This window comes from Halobacillus sp. HZG1, assembly GCF_035818575.1.
Lineage (GTDB): Bacteria > Bacillota > Bacilli > Bacillales > Halobacillaceae > Halobacillus > Halobacillus litoralis.
In genome coordinates, this window is sequence record NZ_JAYLVQ010000020.1 from 17,687 (window position 1) to 38,892 (window position 21,206).

23 protein-coding genes and 1 riboswitch are annotated in these 21,206 nt (G+C 42.0%); of the genes, 8 read left to right on the top strand and 15 right to left on the bottom strand.

Annotated elements, in window-relative coordinates:
- Positions 1–145: 145 nt before the first annotated feature.
- Positions 146–1,366, bottom strand: coding sequence for an NAD(P)/FAD-dependent oxidoreductase (locus VKA52_RS01965; RefSeq protein WP_326313985.1), 1,221 nt, complete (start codon positions 1,364–1,366; stop codon positions 146–148).
- A gap of 295 nt (positions 1,367–1,661) precedes the next feature.
- Here VKA52_RS01965 and VKA52_RS01970 point away from each other — a divergent pair, with 295 nt between their 5' ends.
- On the top strand, positions 1,662–2,648 hold the full coding sequence (locus VKA52_RS01970; protein ID WP_326313986.1) for an NAD(P)/FAD-dependent oxidoreductase: 987 nt from the start codon (positions 1,662–1,664) through the stop codon (positions 2,646–2,648).
- A gap of 86 nt (positions 2,649–2,734) precedes the next feature.
- Here the strand turns inward: VKA52_RS01970 and VKA52_RS01975 are convergent, their stop codons facing one another.
- From VKA52_RS01975 to VKA52_RS01985, 3 genes are all read right to left on the bottom strand, one after another.
- Positions 2,735–3,094, bottom strand: coding sequence for a HesB/IscA family protein (locus VKA52_RS01975; protein ID WP_160911710.1), 360 nt, complete (start codon positions 3,092–3,094; stop codon positions 2,735–2,737).
- Positions 3,095–3,227: 133 nt separating this feature from the next.
- On the bottom strand, positions 3,228–3,458 hold the full coding sequence (locus tag VKA52_RS01980; RefSeq protein WP_160911708.1) for a YuzB family protein: 231 nt from the start codon (positions 3,456–3,458) through the stop codon (positions 3,228–3,230).
- Between the two features lie 68 nt (positions 3,459–3,526).
- Complete coding sequence (locus tag VKA52_RS01985; protein ID WP_326313987.1) at positions 3,527–3,865, bottom strand: YuzD family protein; 339 nt, start codon at positions 3,863–3,865, stop codon at positions 3,527–3,529.
- Between the two features lie 162 nt (positions 3,866–4,027).
- On the opposite strand from VKA52_RS01985, the gene VKA52_RS01990 reads away from it, so the two are divergent.
- The gene (locus VKA52_RS01990; protein WP_035511544.1) at positions 4,028–4,249 is read left to right on the top strand and encodes a NifU family protein; all 222 of its coding nucleotides are present in this window, start codon (positions 4,028–4,030) and stop codon (positions 4,247–4,249) included.
- Between the two features lie 667 nt (positions 4,250–4,916).
- Here VKA52_RS01990 and VKA52_RS01995 read toward each other — a convergent pair.
- A complete protein-coding gene (locus VKA52_RS01995) occupies positions 4,917–5,882 on the bottom strand; it encodes a 2-hydroxyacid dehydrogenase (protein WP_326313988.1) in 966 nt (321 codons plus the stop codon).
- 188 nt (positions 5,883–6,070) lie between these two features.
- Between VKA52_RS01995 and VKA52_RS02000 the strand changes: the two genes are divergently transcribed.
- Both VKA52_RS02000 and VKA52_RS02005 read left to right on the top strand, forming a co-directional pair.
- Positions 6,071–6,577, top strand: a complete 507-nt coding sequence (locus VKA52_RS02000; RefSeq protein WP_160911702.1) for a phosphatidylglycerophosphatase A family protein — start codon at positions 6,071–6,073, stop codon at positions 6,575–6,577.
- A 436-nt stretch (positions 6,578–7,013) separates the two neighbouring features.
- Positions 7,014–8,573 (top strand): hypothetical protein, encoded by a 1,560-nt coding sequence (locus tag VKA52_RS02005; RefSeq protein ID WP_326313989.1) that lies wholly within the window; start codon positions 7,014–7,016, stop codon positions 8,571–8,573.
- 32 nt (positions 8,574–8,605) lie between these two features.
- Here VKA52_RS02005 and VKA52_RS02010 read toward each other — a convergent pair whose 3' ends face one another.
- Together VKA52_RS02010 and hepT are read right to left on the bottom strand one after the other, a co-directional pair.
- Positions 8,606–9,397: a TIGR01457 family HAD-type hydrolase gene (locus tag VKA52_RS02010; RefSeq protein WP_326313990.1), complete on the bottom strand. Its 792-nt coding sequence runs from the start codon at positions 9,395–9,397 to the stop codon at positions 8,606–8,608.
- A gap of 17 nt (positions 9,398–9,414) precedes the next feature.
- The gene (gene hepT, locus VKA52_RS02015; RefSeq protein ID WP_160911696.1) at positions 9,415–9,852 is read right to left on the bottom strand and encodes a type VII toxin-antitoxin system HepT family RNase toxin; all 438 of its coding nucleotides are present in this window, start codon (positions 9,850–9,852) and stop codon (positions 9,415–9,417) included.
- Between the two features lie 168 nt (positions 9,853–10,020).
- Here hepT and VKA52_RS02020 point away from each other — a divergent pair, with 168 nt between their 5' ends.
- Both VKA52_RS02020 and VKA52_RS02025 read left to right on the top strand, forming a co-directional pair.
- Positions 10,021–10,287 carry a DUF3055 domain-containing protein gene (locus tag VKA52_RS02020; protein WP_160911694.1) on the top strand — a complete coding sequence of 89 codons (267 nt, stop codon included), beginning with the start codon at positions 10,021–10,023 and terminating at the stop codon, positions 10,285–10,287.
- A gap of 57 nt (positions 10,288–10,344) precedes the next feature.
- Entirely contained in the window at positions 10,345–10,632 is a 288-nt protein-coding gene (locus VKA52_RS02025; RefSeq protein ID WP_160911692.1) for a cytosolic protein, read from the top strand.
- A gap of 41 nt (positions 10,633–10,673) precedes the next feature.
- On the opposite strand, the gene VKA52_RS02030 is transcribed toward VKA52_RS02025, so the two are convergent.
- Positions 10,674–10,949 carry a YutD family protein gene (locus VKA52_RS02030; protein WP_160911690.1) on the bottom strand — a complete coding sequence of 92 codons (276 nt, stop codon included), beginning with the start codon at positions 10,947–10,949 and terminating at the stop codon, positions 10,674–10,676.
- Positions 10,950–11,084: 135 nt separating this feature from the next.
- Between VKA52_RS02030 and VKA52_RS02035 the strand changes: the two genes are divergently transcribed.
- Both VKA52_RS02035 and VKA52_RS02040 read left to right on the top strand, forming a co-directional pair.
- Complete coding sequence (locus tag VKA52_RS02035; protein WP_237417414.1) at positions 11,085–11,714, top strand: YhcN/YlaJ family sporulation lipoprotein; 630 nt, start codon at positions 11,085–11,087, stop codon at positions 11,712–11,714.
- A gap of 78 nt (positions 11,715–11,792) precedes the next feature.
- On the top strand, positions 11,793–12,731 hold the full coding sequence (locus VKA52_RS02040; protein ID WP_442788814.1) for a M23 family metallopeptidase: 939 nt from the start codon (positions 11,793–11,795) through the stop codon (positions 12,729–12,731).
- 31 nt (positions 12,732–12,762) lie between these two features.
- Here VKA52_RS02040 and VKA52_RS02045 read toward each other — a convergent pair whose 3' ends face one another.
- The 7 genes from VKA52_RS02045 to VKA52_RS02075 form a co-directional block, all read right to left on the bottom strand.
- Complete coding sequence (locus tag VKA52_RS02045; RefSeq protein WP_160911687.1) at positions 12,763–12,864, bottom strand: methionine/alanine import family NSS transporter small subunit; 102 nt, start codon at positions 12,862–12,864, stop codon at positions 12,763–12,765.
- 1 nt (position 12,865) lies between these two features.
- Entirely contained in the window at positions 12,866–14,392 is a 1,527-nt protein-coding gene (locus VKA52_RS02050; protein ID WP_160911685.1) for a sodium-dependent transporter, read from the bottom strand.
- Positions 14,393–14,719: 327 nt separating this feature from the next.
- Positions 14,720–16,276: a Na+/H+ antiporter NhaC family protein gene (locus tag VKA52_RS02055; protein ID WP_326313993.1), complete on the bottom strand. Its 1,557-nt coding sequence runs from the start codon at positions 16,274–16,276 to the stop codon at positions 14,720–14,722.
- A 135-nt stretch (positions 16,277–16,411) separates the two neighbouring features.
- A riboswitch (Lysine riboswitch) is annotated at positions 16,412–16,595 on the bottom strand.
- A gap of 54 nt (positions 16,596–16,649) precedes the next feature.
- On the bottom strand, positions 16,650–17,420 hold the full coding sequence (gene yunB, locus VKA52_RS02060; RefSeq protein ID WP_146816690.1) for a sporulation protein YunB: 771 nt from the start codon (positions 17,418–17,420) through the stop codon (positions 16,650–16,652).
- Positions 17,421–17,470: 50 nt separating this feature from the next.
- Positions 17,471–18,556 (bottom strand): HD-GYP domain-containing protein, encoded by a 1,086-nt coding sequence (locus tag VKA52_RS02065; RefSeq protein ID WP_326313994.1) that lies wholly within the window; start codon positions 18,554–18,556, stop codon positions 17,471–17,473.
- 58 nt (positions 18,557–18,614) lie between these two features.
- Positions 18,615–20,000: a bifunctional metallophosphatase/5'-nucleotidase gene (locus VKA52_RS02070; RefSeq protein ID WP_326313996.1), complete on the bottom strand. Its 1,386-nt coding sequence runs from the start codon at positions 19,998–20,000 to the stop codon at positions 18,615–18,617.
- An 11-nt stretch (positions 20,001–20,011) separates the two neighbouring features.
- Entirely contained in the window at positions 20,012–20,824 is an 813-nt protein-coding gene (locus VKA52_RS02075; RefSeq protein ID WP_326313998.1) for a sulfite exporter TauE/SafE family protein, read from the bottom strand.
- Between the last annotated feature and the right edge of the window lie 382 nt (positions 20,825–21,206).

A 21,206-nucleotide genomic window follows, 5' to 3' on the forward strand; every position in this document is an offset into this window, starting at 1 on the left:
TCATTATTTCAACCAGACATCAGCCCCATCCACACAACAAAAGTTTCGAAACTGTGTCTTCAAGAATAGAGAGCTATTCTTGAAGAAAAGTTATTTTTTTACAAAAAAGCGAAAGCAGTGGTTCTGCTTTCGCTTTTAATCATGATTATTGGAAGAAGTTTAGTTTTCCTTTTTTGAGAACCAGGGGTACGCCGCCTAGTTTTAGCAGATAGCGGTTATCGATGATTTTCTTCATTGCCGTTGCTGACCATCCGAACAATTTTTTATCATCAAACACTACGCCTATCGCGTCATTATGACCCAAGGAGGCTACAGTACCTTTCAAGTCCGGCTCGAATGGCTCAAGGTGGTCCTCTCCTCTAATAAGGCGGGTGAGGTTCGCCGCAGTCTGCTCAGCTTGCTGAATAGCGATTTGCGCCGTAGGAGGATAAGGACGGCCAGTCTCCTCGTTCATAATCAAGGCACAGTCACCTACGATGAAGACGTCCTCATATCCCTCTGGACGCAAGTCATCGCCAACTGGAATGCGTCCACGGTTTGCTTCGAACCCTGCTTTTTCAACAAGAGAGTTTCCACGTACACCAGCTGCCCAAACAACCGTATTCGTCTCGATTTCTTCACGCTGCTCATCTTTTTCGAAAACGAGCTTGTTTTCAGTAACTTCTTTGATCATCGCGCCGATTTTGAATTCGACACCTCGTGCTTCAAGGGAGTTCATCGCGTACTCTACAAGCTCAGGATCGAACCCTCGGAGTGCCGTAGGAGCAGCTTCGACGTTGATGATACGGACTTTTTCCCGTGGAATGTCGTATTCTTTGCACAGTTCCGGTATACGATTAGCAAGCTCACCTACGAACTCCATACCTGTAAATCCTGCACCGCCGACGACGATGTTCAATCGCTCCTGCTTTTTCTCCATTTCATTATTATATTTTGCGAAGTTATATTCAATATGCTGACGAATCAAGCGCGCACTGTTAATGCTGTTAATAGTGAAAGCATTCTCTTTCAAGCCGGAAATTCCGAAAGTGGCAGCCTCAAACCCAAGTCCGATGACAAGGTAATCGTAGGAAAGCTCACCGTTCTCGAGCAATACTTTCTTATCTTCAGGTTTGATTTCAATTACGGTATCCTGTACGAAATTCACCTGACTCGTATTGATGACATCACTGATTTGAATGCGTGTGCGGTCATGATGTAAAGTTCCCGCAGCATTTTCATGCAGCCAAGTCGTTTGGTAATGGTAACTATGTTTATTCACCAGTGTCACGTTCGCATCATTTGCACCTAGGCTTTTCTGTAATTTCACTGCTGTCATGATTCCGCCATATCCGGCACCGAGAATCACAATGTTAGGGTTTCTCATGATTTAATCACTTCCATCTCGTAATAATGATCCGTTGACTAATACTTGTGACTAATTTCACACAAGAAAACATGAAAAAAACCTGAGTGGTTTCAGGTGAAAATTGTCACAAATTCTTACTATTTGATCTGATTTCATCTTAGACCTTTTCCAGTCCATTTTCAAGGCAAAAGACATTTATCGGAATTATTGATCAATTATCCATCTGTAAAGGTTTACATCCCCTCTTTGTTCCCATCAGAAATTTTTTTATGATAGAATGTATTTTAGTGAAATTTTCATCAGGAGGTTTATTATGAGTGAAAAAATATACGATATAACAGTAATCGGTGGTGGTCCAGTCGGTTTATTTACTGCATTCTATGGTGGAATGCGTGAGGCAAGTGTAAATATCATTGAAAGCCTTCCCCATCTTGGAGGCCAGCTGACTGCTCTCTACCCTGAAAAATACATTTTTGACGTAGCCGGATTTCCGAAAGTACGAGCACAAGAACTAGTAGACAACCTTGAGGAACAAGCAATGATGTTCAATCCTACCATTTCCTTGAACCAGGAAGTCGTTTCTGTAGAAAGAATGGATGATGAAACCATCAAGCTGACTACAGACAAGGATGTCCATTATACAAAAACCATTATTATTACAGCAGGTAACGGAGCCTTCCAACCAAGAAAGTTGAAGATTGAAGATACCGAACGTTTTGAAGAAACAAACCTTCATTACCACGTCAGCAATATGGACATGTTCCGTGACAAAAAAGTCATGATCGCTGGTGGCGGGGACTCTGCTGTCGACTGGGCCCTAATGCTTGAACCGATCGCTGAACAGGTGACTCTCGTTCATAGAAGAGATAATTTCAGAGCCCACGAACATAGTGTGTCACAGCTTAATGAATCCAAGGTAAGAATTATGACTCCATTCACTCCTGAAAAAATGATTGGCGAAGAACGTATTGAACAGGTGGAATTGAAAGAAGTCAAAGGAGATCGTGTAGAAACCATCGATGTGGATGATGTGATCGTGAACTACGGCTTTATCTCATCCCTTGGTCCAATCAAAAATTGGGAACTGGAAATTGAAAAGAACAGTATCGTTGTTAATTCTAAAATGGAAACCAATATCACAGGCATTTATGCAGCTGGTGATATTTGCACCTACCCTGGGAAAGTGAAACTGATTGCTTCTGGTTTCGGTGAAGGTCCAACAGCCGTTAACAATGCAAAAGCCTATATCGATCCTGGTGCTCGTGTCCAACCTAAACACTCGACCAGCATGTTTTCATAAACACAAGGAAGAAGCCATCATCATGGCTTCTTCCTTTTTACTTTCAAAATAAAAAAACCTTTCTGTATAAACAGAAAGGTTTGTTATTAACAATTTGGATCTGGGGTTCCAGCATTGGTTGCTGTTTTGAATGAGGATCCACACCCACAGGAAACAATAGCGTTTGGGTTATCAATGGTAAATCCCCCGCCCATCATATTCTGTTTGAAGTCGATGGTCGTACCTTCAACAATAGCAGCGTCTTGACGGTTAATGACTACGGGTATTCCACTGGACTCCTCTACAAGATCAAGTTCCTCATTGATGTCATCTTCGAAGCCCATGGCATAAGACAATCCACTGCAGCCCCCACCTTTGACACCGAAGCGAAGGCGAACTTCTCCTTCTTCCTCTTTCATCATCTCTTTGATTTGGTGACTTGCGGCTTCTGTGATATTCAGAATCATACCAAGCCTCTCCTTTCTCTTCTTATCGTCAGTATACTAAATCGCAGAACTTTTTATCAAACATCCCGTATCCGCAAATCAAAAGGCACCCTTCTTCAAAGGATACCTTTTTTACTTTCATGGCTACACCAATCTATAGGGTTTCGTCCAGATGTTCATAAATCTTATCGACTAATTCATCAGGTGTATCAGCCATGACACGATCTCCTTCTACAACTGCATATAACGTCTGGGAACATAGTCCACAGTTTCTTAAACACCCATATTCGACAACATCAAGATCAGGATCCTTCTCAAGCCTTTCTTTTGCTTCCTGAGATCCACTGATCAAGTTATTGATACAAAATTCAATTAATGGATTCATCCGCTTCACCTCTATCTTGGATGAAACCCTATCTAATCCTAATCATATCATACCGTTATCAAAACCTGCTATGAATTTTCCTTTGGCTGAAGTCCATTCTTATCCAAGGCTTTATAGACTTTTTTCAACCTAGGATCTCCCTCGCCTACAATTTCATTCTCTACGAGGACAAGAGGATAAAAAAGTTCGTCATCCAACAATTGTTGAATAATTGAAGGATCAGCACCATCCTGACCTTTTTCATGAATATCATAATAATTGTAACGAACCATTGAATCATTATACTTCCTTCCAATAGCCGCTTGCAGCCACTCATATGTTTCCCTTGATCCAGGTGCATTGACACAACTCGCACATTTTACATCAGCTCCATAGACCGCTACACTAACTGTTTGGTGTTCCCCCATCCTACTCTCTCCCTTTGCGTTACGTTTTTTCTATTTTACAAAAGAAAAGAAAAAAGATAAAATGATAATAGTTCTCAATATTAATGTACAGAGACTCAGACAACCATAGATTTTTTAGACGTTTCGTTTTATAATGATACTTAAGAAAGGGGAAGATTGAACATGCATGAACAGGTTCAAGAGGTACTCAATAAACTTCGCCCATTTTTACTACGTGACGGTGGGGACGTCGAGCTTGTCGATGTAGAAGACGGGATCGTCCGCCTGCGACTCATGGGTGCTTGCGGAAACTGCCCTAGTTCCACAATTACTTTGAAAGCAGGAATCGAAAGAGCTCTTGCACAAGAAGTACCGGGAATTTACGAAGTCGAGCAAGTATTTTAATACACCTAACCAAAAGAGCCACTCCATATGGAGCGGCTCTTTTTTTGTAATCCTTATCCCTATTTATATTCCACATAGGCTCCCTATTCTTGAAGACACAGTTTCGAGATTTTTGTTGAGTGTATGGGGCTGCGGGGAATGACTCGCTTTCCGCGGGAGCGCGGTGAGCCTCCTCGGACTACGTCCTGTGGGGTCTCACCAAGCACTTTTTTCCCACAGGAGTCTCGCCATTCCCCTCCGCCCCTTTGCCATGAAAGATTCTCAAAACCACCATTAAAAAGTCAGCTCATATGAGTGTGGAAAGTGAATTATAGAACATCTCCATAGCACTTAAAAGCTTGATCCAGAGCGCTTTATACCTCTTACAGTTGGACGGTGGAAGACCATCCAACTTTGTACAGGGGTTCGTTTTCCCTTACATCGAAAGGGGGGGTTGGTAAGCTGCGAGACTCCCGTGGGAGAAAGGAGATCGGCGAGATCCCGCCAGGGCGGTAGCCCGAGGAAGCTCGCCACTCCCCCACAGGAAAGTGTTCAAATGCGGAATTGCCCTGGTAGACACGACTGGCATAAGCAGCATAACGAACCCCGAAAATATCTCGAAACTGATTCTTCCACAATCCGCCATATACTTTAATAATCTGGATGACGATTAAAGATAAACAGGATTTCATGGAACAGGTGTGAGTAATGGCTTGCCTTGAAAATGATTGACGAGGTTATCGAGACTAAGCTTCATCATTTTATATCTTGTTTCCTTCGTTGCTGAACCGATATGGGGTAAACAGACCACTTCAGGTCGTGAAAGCAATGGATGCTGGGAGGAGATTGGTTCTTTTTCAAATACGTCAAGACCGGCCCCTGCAATTTCTTTCTTTATGATTGCTTCATAAAGCGCTTGTTCATCTACCGTAGCCCCTCTGGATGCATTGATGAAAAAAGCTTCCGGTTTCATCCTTTGGAAAGCATCCTTATTAAACATATGTTTGGTTTCCTCTGTCAAAGGGGTCAAGCACACGACATAATCCGCTTGTGCAAGCAGTTCTTCGAAACCTTCGTATCTCACACCAAGGGTGTCTTCCACCTCAGGTTTACGAGAACGATTATAATACAGCACACTCATACCGAAGCCTATCGCTCTTTTAGCAACTGCTTCTCCGATTCTCCCCATCCCGACAATTCCTATTGTTTTCCCGTGAATATCCGTACCGGCTAACATCAACGGAGACCAATGCTCCCACTTGTTTTGTTTTATGTATTGGCTTGCCTCCATCATCCTCCTCGCCGTGGCCATTAATAGTCCGAATGTGAGGTCCGCTGTTGTCTCTGTAAGCACATCTGGTGTATTTGTGACTGCAATACCTAGACGTTCCGCCGCTTTCACATCGATATTGTCATAACCGACTGCCATATTCGCAACGATAGAAAGGTTATCAGATTGCTTGAGGATTTGGTCATCTACGTTTTCCGTTAACATGGTCATTAAACCCTGAGACGATTGTGCTTGTTCTATCAAAACTTTGCGCTCTACTGGTTCATCTTCCTTTGACCACATCTCTATATCCAAGTACTCTTTATAAGCATTCACGACTTCATCAGGGAGACGACGAGTAATATAAACTTTTGGTTTTCTCAATGATCGAACCTCCATCCATTTTTTATCATTTTATCATAGCCAATGACTGTTAAGGCGATCCAACCTTCTACACATTTGCACCTTCAGGAAGAAGTTTTGATATAATGAACATAACACCACTCGTTTGTGCAATAATAAACGCGGGTATGGTACAGTGCAAGTCATGATGAGCAGGGAGGTTTTTCACTATGGCAGAAGAAAGAAAAGTATCCACTCTTGAAAAAACCGCAAGAGATTGGCTGGTGGAAAGAGGGGTCACCGTTGATGACATTGCTGATCTTGTCTATTACTTACAATCCAAATATCACGATGAATTATCCATGGACGACTGTCGCTTCAATGTAAATAAAGTCCTGACAAAGCGGGAAGTACAGAATGCAGTCATTACCGGGATTCAAATGGATCGTCTGGCAGAAAAGAAAATGCTTGAAGAGCCGTTACAATCGACCATTGAGGTAGACGAAAGTCTTTATGGAATTGATGAAATCATTGCCTTTTCCATCGTAAACGTTTATGGATCCATCGGTTTTACCAATTATGGTTATATCGATAAGCAGAAACCAGGAATCCTACAAAAACTGAATGATAAATCCTCAGGTGAATGCCACACATTCTTAGACGACATTGTCGGGGCCATTGCAGCCGCAGCATCCAGCAGACTCGCGCACACCATCGCTGGAGACAATGAAGTTTAATCAAGATGAATAATTCAAGGTTAAAGTAGTTCAATGAAGTGTACGATGTATCCGTACCTTCTCATTGAGCTGCTTTTTATTTTCCTCCTTCTTCTTCAATAAAACTCCCGATTGTAGAAGCGTAGGGCTGTGGGGCTCCCGCGGGAATGAACTGGCCGCAAGCCCCCACGGGACGATAGCTGAGGAAACTTGCCGTCATCCCCGCAGGAAAGCGATTAACTTCCCAGACACCCCTGACGCCCCCCAGGAAATGAAGCACAAAAGTCTCTATATTAATTCTTACACACTCCTCCATAAAGCTTACTAAGGTCCATAAATAATAATTTGCTATGATTTTTCAGACTATTTTTCATATCGTATTTTTATTTTTCTGAAACCTTTATAATCTTAACTACGTACTACAAGAAGAGACAGAAAAAGGAAGGGGATACAATAGATGAAAAGTTGGAGAGGAAAGTTAATTTGGCTGCTTCCTACGATCATTGTTCTGGTCGCTGTAAGCTTGCTGTTTTCTCATAATTATCAAAAAGTCACAGAGCCTCCGGATGAGAATTGGAGCCGCGCCCTTGATATTGGGACCACGCCTGTTTTACGGACCCCCAATGTAGGCCTTTACGAAGGAAAACCCTCCGTTTCCTTTCTTACCGAAGATGGTATCCAACAAAACATTTACAATGAGCAATATGAAATACAGGAACAAAATTCTTATGATATTCCTGTCGATAAATTTACGCAATTCTACATAGGTGAAAACAAGGTAATTTACGCTGATTATTACAGTATGTATGATCAGGAGACAGGGGATAAGCTCTCTGACATTCAAGCCTTCTTCCCTCTTGAAAACAGTGTATTTTACAGAAGTGAGGATAAAATTTTTAATTTGGACGTCTCTGAATCCACTAGTGAAGAGCTTATATCATTGGATAATCCGAAAGCCTCTGTACATATGGCAGAGACAAACAGTGGTACTTATCTACTGACAGATGAAGTGACCTCATCAGGTAATTTACTGAAATACTACAAGGTGGAAAAAAACAGCATAAACCCACTCGGTGAAATCACCTTCTCAGTCAAACAATCCGAACAAGTCAATGATATTCAGTTTACGACCAAAGAAAACAGTTACCAGCTGCTTGTTACAACGATACAAAAACAAAGCCAATCCGGTAAAATCCAAAATCATTATTACTATGCTGAAGCTCCTTTTGGAGAAAAGCCTAATCTGAACAGAGTGAATTTTCAAGATCCTTTCTCTGCAAATGAGCTGAAAGAAGTAACAGACCTCAGTATTCATAATACAGAGAGTGGGCCAGTTCTCCTTTTTAAAGCAAACGGTTGGACTGAAACGCTTTTCCGGCCAGGGCCGCAATTTAACATATACCAGGCGACCATCAGTGATCGCAGCACGACAACAGTAACACGATTAAGCAATACGCCGTCTTTTTCTAACTTTCCGGTTAGGATTAATGAACAAACGGTTGTGTGGGTAGACAATGGAGGAGAAGATCATAATTTATTATTAGCTTCAAGCAAACCTGAAGTCATCGAGCGGGCTGACAAGATCACAAAGGAAGCTTTACTCCTTGCTTCAGGAAAAACGATGGGGATGCTTTCTTCAGGATTATTCGCCCTAATCATTTCTATATTCTGGTTTTTATGGCCTTTGCTATTCATGATTTTTATCATGTTCTCCAAAGCCGAAGCTCTGGACCAGGACCGCTCCTGGGTTCTATATACAGGCATACTCATCTACCTGGTAGCAGCCATTGTGGTAAGAGACCCGATGTTTTCAGAAGCGCTTCTTGCGAGAGCTCCAGATTATTTAAGTTTTCCAGGCAGTCCGATTTTGTTCCTTCTTGGCTTTGCAGGCATTGCTTATGGAATATTACGGGCAGGAGCACGTTCAAAAGATTGGTCCAATCCCATTCAATTGACCTATTTCATAGGAATGCATGTCCTTTTCATCGCTGTATTTTTCGGACCCTACTTGATGTAAAAAAACGACCAGAGAATTCTCTGGTCGTTCTTCTATTTCTTTTCATTTGCATTCAGCTGCATCCAATGGAAAAGATCATTACATTTGTAAGTGGGCTGATGTTCTTTATCCTTGATTTCATCAAAAGTACTCAATCCGGTTTCTACCATCAGAGTATCCATGCCAGCTGTCATTCCTGCTTTGATATCGGTATTGTAGTTGTCTCCAACCATTAATACATCCTCTTTACTATGTCCTAACCTTTTGAGTGCCCTCGCCATAATCAATGGCTCGGGTTTACCTACAAACACTGGATTCACCCCTGTACTCACAGAGATCACAGATGTCAAAGCTCCATTACCTGGCACAAGGCCACGCTCTGTAGGAATAGCAATGTCTCCATTGGTACTTATGAAAGCAGCTCCATTCCTCACTTCCAAACAAGCCAAAGCGAGCTTCTCATAATTAATTTCCCGATCAATACCAATCACCACGTAGTCGGCGCCTTCTTCCACCAATTCCAAACCTTCTTGGCGCAATGCGTCGAATAACCCTTCTTCCCCGATGGCAAATACGCGGGCTTTTTGTTTTTGGCTGCTTATATATTCCGCTGTTGCCAGACTGCTCGTATAAACTTGCTCCGGCTTAGCATGGACTCCAATTTGATTGAGTTTCTCTGCAATTTGACCAACGGTTTTTGAAGAGTTATTTGTCAAATACATAAAGGGCAGATCCTGCGATTTTAAATGTTCGACGAATTCTGATGCCCCTTCAATTCGTTCAGCGCCTTTGTACATGGTTCCATCAAGATCAATAAGATAGCCTTTGTATTCCTTCTTACTCATACCTTTAAACACACTCCTCAGCTTTTGGAAAAGGCAGAAACAGGGCCAAGCTCATTATCCAAGTAACGACGGACACGACTTGGAAAGGTTTGTAATGAATGTTTTCGTTCCTGCCACACGTTAACGATTTTTTCATGATCGACGTTCGTATATTGTTGTACAATCATTTTTCTAAGCTGGATAAACTGCTTATAAGCTTCCTGCTCACTCTCAGGCAGTACTTTTTCATCTGTAAGGATATCGATTACGTCTTCATAACTTCCCGGGTCTCTCATGATAAAACCATCAATCATCATGTTCCCAACATCAATGATGGCTTCGATGTTCAATTGAGTCATTCGCTCTAAGAGAAGTTGGTTTGAAAAACGTTCATAAGAGTGTTCTGTCATTTCCTCTTGTATCTTTTCCATATATGATAAAATCTCTTCAATTTTCTCTCGATTCACAAAATACATTTGGTTAACCTCCCACAAAAAATGACCTTTTCCATTCATGATACCATAAAAGACGAATTCTCATGTTTCCTGATTTTCAGTTGTCTTATTTCCTAGAAATCGGGCATACTAATGCTAAAGTTTTTCGCAGCGGAATAGAAAATACAACGAACGGGAGATGATCACACCATGGCACAACGTCCGCTTCTTGAAGACGTCACCCAAAATACAAGCACTCGATTTGTTTCATTTACAGCAGGTAGTCACCGCTTTGAACTTGCACTCATGAAGGCTGATTATTTTCAAAACCAAACGATGGTCATCAATTTACCAAAAAATCGACAAGCTTTACTTGATCATGAAAATATCAACGAAATTGGTCATCTGGAACATATGTTTCAACTTAGTGCAATGGAAGCAGAAGAATTAAGGAATTACCTTCCTGATCTTCTTTGAGAAAGGGCATAAAAAAACCTCCTTCGACAAAAAATAATCAGGAAGGAGGTTTTTAATATGGGTAAAGAAAAACGTAAGTATTCGGATTTTGCCAATGTCGAAGCCCAGCGTAATTACTTGACTCCCGAACAACTTCCTGAAGGGCCTTACGGAGCACCTAGAAACAAATATGAGCCTGTTACGAATGATAAAAGTGCACCATGGACAGAAGAGCAGCGTTATTACAGCGCTTTTAACTATGAAAACAAGGGGTTACACCAGGATCTCCCTCGTCAAGAGGACGGTGCTCACCCTACGCATGATGAACCAGGCGAAAATGTAAAGCCCTCTGAAGAAACTCATTAAAAACGTAAAAAAACGGCGTGCGATCATTTGCGCGCCGTTTCTTATTGACGAATTCTTTTCAGTACAAAATAGGAACATCCGAAATTGCAGTATTCATACAAATAATCTTCCAGCGTACTGATTTTGGTATCAAACGTGGCTTTGGAATTTTGGTCATCATAAAATCCTTTTAAACGTAATTGACCATAACCCCAATCTCCAACGATAAAATCATATTTATTCAGGATATCACTAAATCGACTTTCCACCTCTTCTTGTTGAAAGCCTTCCTGATAGTCCTCCAGGATATCATATGTTTTCCCAGCCAGCTCAATCATTTGTATCACCTCTATCCATATTCAGTGTATCACATTTTTTCACATCTTAGGAAATACAACAAATGCAAAAAGTATGTTTCCTGCAAAACTGCTCAATCTAATATTAATAAACAGTATCATTAAGGAGGAACTATATTGAAACAAATCTGGAGAGTATTCACCCTTCTAGCTCTGGTTACACTCATGGTGGCCGGATGTCAGGAAACAAAGGAAGAACAAGCGAAAAATATGATGGATGATGACACATTGAATGGCAATGCCATGGATGGATATAACGAAAGTCCGAAAGATGGGCAAGTCGGTTATGTACGCTTTAACAAGGATCAATTAAATCAGGATACGGAAGAGCATCGTGAAATCAAAGTCAACCGTGAAGAAATGGCCGATATGATTTCCAGGATGATCCTACGGTATGATCAATTCGATGATGTAGCTACAGTAGTTACGGATAATGAGGTTCTCGTTGCCTACAAAAAAACAGATGACATAGATCGAGAGTTAGCTGCGGATATGGTCCAGAAGACAGCGTATTCTTTAGTCCCAAGCTTCTACCATGTGTATGTATCTGACAACCCCGCTTCCTTTGGAGATATCCAGAGTTTAAGTAATTCCACGGTGTATGATCAAGGGTATAACGATACCATCGACAGTATTATTAAAAAAATGAAGAAGTCACCACAAGGAAAAGTCGATGAATCCAATCCTAATCAACCGGATGTTGGGCCCAATATGAATACAGAAGAAGAAACAGGAATGGAAAACTGACCTCACCCCTATTTTTCCATTCATAACAAAAGCATGCCTGCCTCATGCTAAAGATATCAAAACATTGAAGGTGAGTTTATGAAATACATCGGTTCAATGATCGTATGTCTTAGTATGTGCGTACTTTTCTCTGTCGGGTTCATACATGCAGATGAAGAGAGCGATGCGCGAATGGCATTATATAAGAAAACCTCAGCCATCACCGATATTCCCTGGGAGTATCTGGCTGCTATCGATCAATATGAGAGACAAGTTCACGACGACCCTAAAGATGGCCGTGTCACTGCAATTGAAGCGGATCCGATGTTTTGGACCGGTTCAGCTGGAGAAATGCCCTCAACATTTTTCCCTGACGGTTGGGGATTAGATGGAAATGGCGATCAAAAGGTTCAGTTGGAAAATGATGAAGATGTTTTATATTCAATAGGCACATACATGAAGTCCTATGGTACGACAAAGGATGACATTAAAATTGCCTTGTGGAATTATTACAAGAGAGACCTTACCGTACAAACCATTATGAACACAGCGAGAGTATTTAAGAAATTTGAAACCGTTAACCTTACCAACCGCGACTTTCCGCTCCCCCTTCAGGCGAATTACAGTTATAGAAGTACATGGGGAGACGCCCGGGGTTTTGGAGGAAGACGGGTCCATGAAGGCACGGACATTTTCGCTAACTATGGCGTTCCTGTTAAATCTACAACATACGGTGTTGTAGAAATGAAAGGCTGGAACAAGTTCGGTGGCTGGCGGATTGGAATTCGGGATATTTATAACATTTACCACTATTACGCCCATTTACACAGTTTCTCAGAAGATATAAAAGTGGGTGACATCGTACAGCCTGGTGATGTGATTGGTTCGGTCGGGGCTTCTGGGTATGGACCTCCAGGTACATCCGGAAAGTTTCCTCCCCACCTTCATTACGGCATGTATCAAGATAATGGAAAAAATGAATGGTCCTTTGATCCTTACCCATTCCTTAGGAAGTGGGAAAGGATGAAAAAAAATTAAAAGCGCCGCACATTATTGTGCGACGCTTTTCCTATGATTTTGATTTTTTGACGGCATTCGTAATACTGGCAGCCAGGCCACCCCATATAACGACTATCCCGATAACCATCATTGTTACTGCACCAGCTGACATATTAGCTTACCTCCTTCTTAACTTCTTCAACGGCTTTGGAATCCCAGCGTTTCAATGTCATCAAGAAGCCGGCTACAATGGCAAACGCAGCTACAAACCAGCCCCCGAATAAAATGAAACCATCTGTATACCCTTCATAGTTCCCTGTTGCTGTATCAAATTGTTTAAGAAGGTTCGTCTTAAATAGATCGAACATCATAAAACCAAGCACGATCGGCGTGATCACACCAAGACAAATCTTCCACCATCCTCCAAGATGGATATCAGAAATACCGTTAGCATGAGCCTGGAAATCATTAAGATTGCGTAAGAACCATGCTATGACAAGGACTTCTACAAGTCCGACAAATGCTACACCGAACTGGTTAATGAAGTAATCAGCCGCATCTAGGAGATAAAGTCCACCCTGCGTTGCGAAAAGCAGGGAAATGACGGCAGCAAGTCCTCCACCCAGCCCTACAGCAGCTTTCCTTGAAATACCAAATTTCTCACTCAAGGCAGCTACATAAGTTTCTGAAATGGAAATTAACGACGATAGTCCGGCTAAAACTAATGATGCAAAGAATAAGAAACCAAATAATCCATTCAATGCTGGAAACTCATTTATGATTTGTGGGAATACGACAAACGCAAGCCCCACTCCACCACTAACTACTTCATTCACTGGTACACCGCTTTGAGAAGCCATGAATCCTAAAGCCCCGAAAACACCGATACCAGCAAGTAATTCGAAACTTGAGTTACCAAATCCAGCGATAAAAGCATTGTTCGTTAAGTCCGACTTCTTCGGTAGGTAGCTGGAGTACGTAATCATAATGGCAAAGGCAATGGATAAACTGAAGAAAATTTGCCCATAAGCGGCTACCCAGACAGAACTATCGGTAATAGCACTAAAGTCTGGAGCAAAGAACGTTTGCAGACCTTCAGCCGCACCCGGAAGAGTAATCGCCCGGATAACAATAATCATGAAAAGGACAATCAATGTCGGGATAAAGATTTTATTGGCTGCTTCAATCCCTTTCTTGACTCCTTTGAAAAGGACACCTAGTGTAATCAACCAAACGATGAGAAGCGGAATAAGGACACCAGGTACAAGGCTTCCTGTCTGACCAGGATCTACGGATAATTGCAAATAATCACTAAACAAAAAGCCTTCTGTGTCATCGCCCCATGAAAGATTGAATGCGAAGATACTGTATGAAATTGCCCAGGCAATAATGACAGCATAATATGTCGAAATAACAAATGATACAAGTACAGCCCACCAGCCCAGCCATTCTGTCTTACGATTCATTCTGAAGAATGAAAGTGGCGCTGAACCTCTGAATTTATGGCCGATGGTGAATTCCATAACAAGTAGCGGAATACCCGCTGTTAATAGAGCAAATAAATAAGGAATAAAAAATGCCCCACCACCATTTTCATAAGCTACTGCCGGGAAACGCCAGATGTTACCTAAACCTATGGCTGAACCGACGGCTGCCAGGATGAAACCAGCTCGTGTTCCCCATTGTGCACGATTTTCCATGCGAAAGACCTCCCTGAGTTAAACATCTTTAAAAGATGTTTTTCAATTTTTATTTTTCTGATTATTCTGCTTTAAATTATAACGAGCAACACACAGCTTGTCAAAATAATTTTTTAATTTTCAGAAATTGGAAGGTGTGTGAAAAGGCTTAAGCAAAATGAACTACCATATTATTCCTTTGAGGCATCTTCAAACAACGGGTAGGCGCGACAGCCATATTCACTATGTCTTTTTTGAGACTTTGGTTAAGTGAATCGGCTCAAAATAAAAAGAGAGCAGAAACGGTGACCGTTCCCTGCTCTCCAATTAAAACAACTTTTTTTATTATTACTCCGTTGGTTGACCATGATTAAACTTGTGAATGATGAAAGCTGCAACTGTAACTATAATTAGCGTGAGCAACAGCGGAAGCCAAACTCCACCGGACAGTCCTAAAATGACATAACCTATGGAAGCAGCTCCTGCAGCAATAAGGGCATAAGGTAGCTGTGTGAGTACATGAGCGATGTGGTTCGATCCTGCCCCAGTTGAGGAAAGAATCGTCGTATCGGATATCGGTGAACAGTGGTCACCAAACACAGATCCCGCAAGTACTGCTGACAGTGCCGGAAGAATCAGTGTAGGATCGGATACTGCTGCAATTTCCCCTGCAATTGGAAGCATAATGCCAAATGTTCCCCAGGATGTTCCTGTAGATAATGCCATGAAACCGGACAGTAAGAAAATAATCAAAGGCAGATAAGCAAGATTTATATCTGCTTGAGTGAACTGCTGTGCTAAATATTCTCCGGTTTGCAGCTGGCCGATGATATCACCGATCATCCAGGCGAAAACCAAGATGTAAATCGCTGGTAACATTGCTTTCATGCCTTGACCAAACACTAAAGGGGTTCCTGATTTAGGCTTTGGTTGACTGATATACAGCACAAGAGCAACCAGAACAGAAACAACTCCACCTGTGAACAAGGAGATGTTCACATTTGTGTTGGCAAAGATAGAGAGAAGGTCCACATTGCCTTCCGTGTTACGCATTCCTGTGATAATCATTGTTAGCACAGTTCCGACAACGAGTGCTACAATCGGCCAGATTAGATGAGAGATCTTCCCATGGTTATGCTCTTTGAATTCGTCATTCAAATCACCAGGTACATCCCCTTTTTCAGGATTGTTCAATTCTCCCGTTTCCAAGGCCCGCTTTTCGTGTACTTTCATTGGACCAAAATCCAATCTTAAGTAAATCGTCAGGAATACGAGCAATAGTGCCGCGAACACATATAAATTTGCAGGAATCATAAGCACGAATGCTTCAAAAGCCTGGTATTGCGTAATTTCATTAGCAGCCAGAATACTGCCAATTGTTCCAATTATATAAGCTCCCCAACTGGAAATCGGTGATATGACAGTAATCGGAGCTGACGTGGAATCAATATAATAAGCCAATTTAGCCCGTGACACTTTATATCGATCCGTTACAGGGCGCGCCACTTGTCCTACGGCCAGTGCATTGAAATAATCATCAATAAAAATGATGATGCCAAGCACAGCAGGGACGAGTGTCGCTCCTTTTCTCGTACGAATACGCTCAACAGCCCAGCGGCCAAAAGCCCTGCTTCCCCCAGAGGCTGTCATGAAGGCGGTCGTAATTCCTAATAAGAATAGAAATGATAACAAATAAATATTTCCCATATTCAGTGCGCCTTCACTGACAAAGATGTTTGCGAAAATTGACCAGATTAACGACAATCCTCCGCCAATATCCATTTGTGTGATCAGGAATGCTCCTACGATGATGCCAATTCCTAAAGATAGGATGACTTTCCTTGTCAATAGGACAAGGATTAACATTAATACTGCTGGAATTAAAGAATAGATGGTTCCTTCCATAATCGTTCCCCTCCGTAAATCTTGATGTAACGGGATTGGAAGGCTACTGCGGATAAAAATGAGGAATAAAAAAAGACAATGATAGAAAATAACCTACCATTGCCTTTGTAAGTGGCAATTTGATTATCCTCCATTTCGATCAGTAGCGCCCCATGCACCCAAAAGCATGCATGACAGTGTATCTCTTGTTCAGATATACACCAGCGTCGTATAGCTTGACGAACTACAAGACACTTCGGCAAACATCCCCTTCCACCAATTATCGTCGCTTGTCTGGCTCCAATTGATTACTGATGGTGTTTGCACCTCTACCTCACCGATCTGATAAGGTCACGCATATTCAATTCTCAGTAATTCTAACAATTCCAAGCATTTATTGCAAGGGGTCCATCGGATAGGAAAATGATGGATCTCCTTCTCCTCCCATACCACCATAAAAATTAGGAACTTTACCAAGAATGGTAGCTTGATCAATGGGAATGTTATTGGTTACCACCGTTGTTTCTGTAGAAAACGGAATAACAATACGGACATTTACTTCAAAATGAATCGTCAATTCAAACAGTGCAGCGTTAATTCCGTACTCAGTCATCTTGATATCGACTTCAGATTGAACGTCTCCAATTACTCTAAGTTGAACAGGAACCTTCGGCCCGAGGTTTGCAAGTAAACTATTGTTTGTCGCTACCCCAATAGGGAGTTCGATGAGTGTCGCTGGCTGTTCCCCTAACTCTTCCTGTGTACGGTCAGGGTCAATATTTGGCTCCAGAGAAGTGTCCTCCATAGGAAGCTCGCCAAGCTCCATCCTCTTTAAAAAGTTCTGAACACGTATCGTCGTGTCACGCAGTGCACGGTTGACGACGACAGAGTTCCAACCCATATAAACGATGTTACCTTGGTTATCCTTTTCCATATTGACAAGGTCATTAAATTGTAGATCTTCTGCAATCGTTTTACTGACTGCTTCATTAATGGCATCCCTAGCCAGCTGTTGAGCTTTTGTTTCAGCAATTTCTACGAGAGCTGGTGTCACACCTCGGTTAATGAACCATAGACTTAACGCTGTGAAAAGGGCGAAAAACAGCAGACTAAGCACAATCCTTTTTCCGATCGTGGAACCAGTAGTCGCACTCTTTTTTGGCATAGAACAACCCTCCTCATCTATCTATATGAAAGAAAAGAAGGGTTTAAGCATCAACTTACCGAGGTCAAATGACAATTCGCTATCATAATATTTAATTCTTTAGACAAGTCGATGTCCCGCCCCCTTGTTCCATCTCTTTTAATTTCCCTTATTACCGGGCGATCACATAAGTATGGGTTCTGTTTTACAACGATCGCTTCACGTCCATCATCCAATTGAACAGATACTCCGTTGGGATAGACCGCAATACAATGTCTGAACGCCTCTACCATGTGTTGATCAAATAAAGAACCAGAGCCGGAGTACAAGATTTCCAAGCCCTCATGAGGGAGCATAGCCTCGCGATATACACGATTACTTGTTACAGCATCAAATACATCCACAATACCCAGAATCTTTCCGAACAGATGAATGTCGTCACTCCTGATTCCACGCGGATACCCTGACCCATCCAGCCTCTCATGATGTTGGTAAGCACAATGAGCAGCTAGCAGAGGAATGTTGGGTGATTGGCGCAGGATTTTGAACCCGTCATCTGTATGAGTTTGAATACGCCTGAATTCATCAACCGTCAATTTTCCTGGTTTAAAGAGTATCTCTCTTGGGACATTCATTTTCCCCACGTCATGGAGAATCGCCCCAAGTCCAAGTGCCTCCATCTTAGGAGGAGTGAGATGCAACTCTTTTCCAAGAGCAAGCGCGTACATTGTTACATTCAACGAATGGGTGAAGATATAATCATCGTGGGTGAAAACATCCGATAGCAAGGAAATGACTTCTCCATTATTGCGTAATTCTTTAATGAGAGAACGTACAACTTCTTGCAATTCGTTGCCTGTTTCCTCTAAAACATAACGGTGTTCAGATACGACAGAGTGATGGATATTTGAAAAAGATTGCTTAATGGAATGGATGGCCTTCATTCGTGTCTTTTCAGCGAGAGGCGAGTCAACAATAATATCTGATGTTCGTCCATCTTCAATATATACATAAGTAATGTCAAAGCTTCTTAACCGGTCAATCATCCTAGGTGTAAAAGCGACACCTTGTTGGAGAAGTGCTCGACCATTTTCATTGTAAATGGTTTTAGCTAAAACAGCACCTGGTACTAGGGAATTTGTAGCAACGACTCTCATAATAAGCTCCTAACGATCCATTATGTAAGAGAGCTACCTATAAAGGTAGCTCTCAGTGTTATGATTTAAGTGCTTCAGACAAAAGATCACGCAATAGTTCAGGCATAAAGTATTTTTTTGACTTAGCATAGGCGATTTCAGGAAAGAACCGGCCAAATGTAAATGTGTCCGCTGTAGCAAATTGATAGGTTCGCTCATAATCAATTGGTTCCCCTTCAAAGGTGACACGCTTTACATGTTCACCTCCATCATCATCTATCGCTATTTCTATGTCAATTCCCGCAAAAACCATCTTCCCGATTACTTCGCCCCTGAACCCAAAGCCTTTCAGCCTTATTTCTGTCAGTTCTTTCGTATGAGCCGCTCGAATCACTTCCAGAAGCTCATCCCCTTTCAATTCCACAAGGCAGGGATTCATCGGGTGGGGACAAATACGATGAATATCTTCATAAGTAATTTCTCCAGCAGATAAATGATCTAAAAGCACCCCCGCATTTAACATCGCTATATCCGCCGATGTCCATAAGCGTAATTGCTCAGTTAAGCGGTTCATAAGAGGGGTGTCCTGAAACCATGCAATGTGCAGCGGTTCACGGAGATATGCCACGGGAGTTCCCAGTTCATGAACGGCCTTAGAACGAATCTCTTTCACTTTCTTTGTTACTCCATCATCTTTTTTCAACTGCTCCGTTGGTATAGCATACGCCTCTTTCTTTTCCAGATGGCGAGTGTCGATGTTCCATTCCACAGAGACTTCACCGAGATGCGTCCCGTGTTTACCTGCTGCAGTCAACAAAGCGCCCTCAATATACTCCCCGTTCTTGAAAAGGTGGTGAGTGTGCCCGCCGATGATAATATCGATGTCCGAATAACGCCTCGCAATTTCTTCGTCTTCATTTATCCCAAGGTGTGATAATAAGATTATGATATCCGTTTGGTTTCTCAACTCTTCAATAATCCCATCCAAAATTTCAAAAGGAGAAAGCACATCCCATCCCAGCTGTCGGTAAAACGCTTGAAACGGGGCGGTCAAACCTAATACTCCGATTTTCGTCCCATATTTGGACTCCAGAATGTGATAGGGTTTTAACCAGGCAGGTGAAGAGGAGCTCTTACAATCCAAATTGGCACAAACGACACGAAAATTCGCATGATCGTATAAGGAATGAAGATCTTCACTTGCTAAAGTGATGCCCTCATTATTTCCGATCGTTGCCACATCATATCCAGCGTCATTCAACAGTTCAACATTGCCTTTTCCCATCAAACCTTCTGCAATAGGATGGAAACGATCAACATGGTCGCCATTATCAAAAAGCCAGCATTCTTCGCCCTTTTTTTCATGTTTCCTCTTCTGTTCATTAAAGTACCCGACGATTTGTGGCCAATTTTCAAAGTGACTGTGCAGATCGCTTGTATAGTAAAAGTATAATTTTTCCTTCATCATCAGTCTCCTCACCCTAAACCTTGCCAAATTAAACGAATGCCAATCAATACGAGCAGCACTCTCAGGAATCTTTCCACCACTTGTCCATCAAGTCGTCGATTCACCCATGCCCCAAGCGTTCCACCTACATAAGCTCCTGGAATAAACCAGAGCGTATGACTCCATTCCACATGACCTAAAAGCACATGTGTCGCAGAACTTGTTATACTTGCAAAAAAAATCATGAACATAGAAGTTGCTGTCGCTATGTGAGGAGGAATGTTTAATAATAAAATCATGGCTGGGACCATTAAAGATCCTCCACCTATGCCTAATAAACCAGATAACATTCCTACGCAAAACGATAAGAAAAACCCAACCCAAAAAGGCATCCGGTACTTATAAACTTTCCCATCCACTGTTTTTTCTCTGGACATCCCTGTTTTAAACAAGGAATGACCTGATGGTCTTCTTGGTATGAAAAACAGCAAAGAAACTGCAATCATCACAATCCCGAAGAAAAGCGAAAAACCATCCGTTTCAAAAAATTGGTTTAACCAAGATCCTAAAATACCTCCCGGAATACTGCCACTTAAAAAAACCAGTCCAATTTTTTTGTCCACTCGTTGGTGTTTCATGTAAGAAATGGCTGAAGACATTCCTGTAAAAATCATCACAACTAAAGATATTCCCACAATTGTCTGCGGGGTTACCCAATTGAAGGAAGCAAAATGATGACTTAAAAATAGGAGAACAGGAACTAAAATAACGCCTCCACCAAGACCTGCGACACTGCCGACCAGGGCTGTGATTAAACCGATAACAAACATAATCAAAAACATATCGAATCTTCCTTAACTCTTAATAGATAATATTATAGTATCATGTTTTGTATTCATAAAACATCTTGCCTACAATGGAGTACCAAACATCCCCTTTAATTATAGATAAGCTCCCTTTAGTTGAAGACTCAGTTTCGAGATGTTTGTGTGATTCTAGGGGCTCCGGGAAAAGGTTCGCTTTCCATGGGGCGGGCGGTGAGCCTCCTCAGGCTACGCCTTCCGGGGTCTCACCTGTCCCACACGTCCCATAGGAGTCTCACCGTTTCCCTCCGCCCCTTTACCATGGAATAGATTCTCGAAACCTACACTAAAAGGGCAGCTCTTATGATTTTGATAGGCGGATTTTAGAACCCCTGCACTTATAAGTAAGGTTCTAATCCTT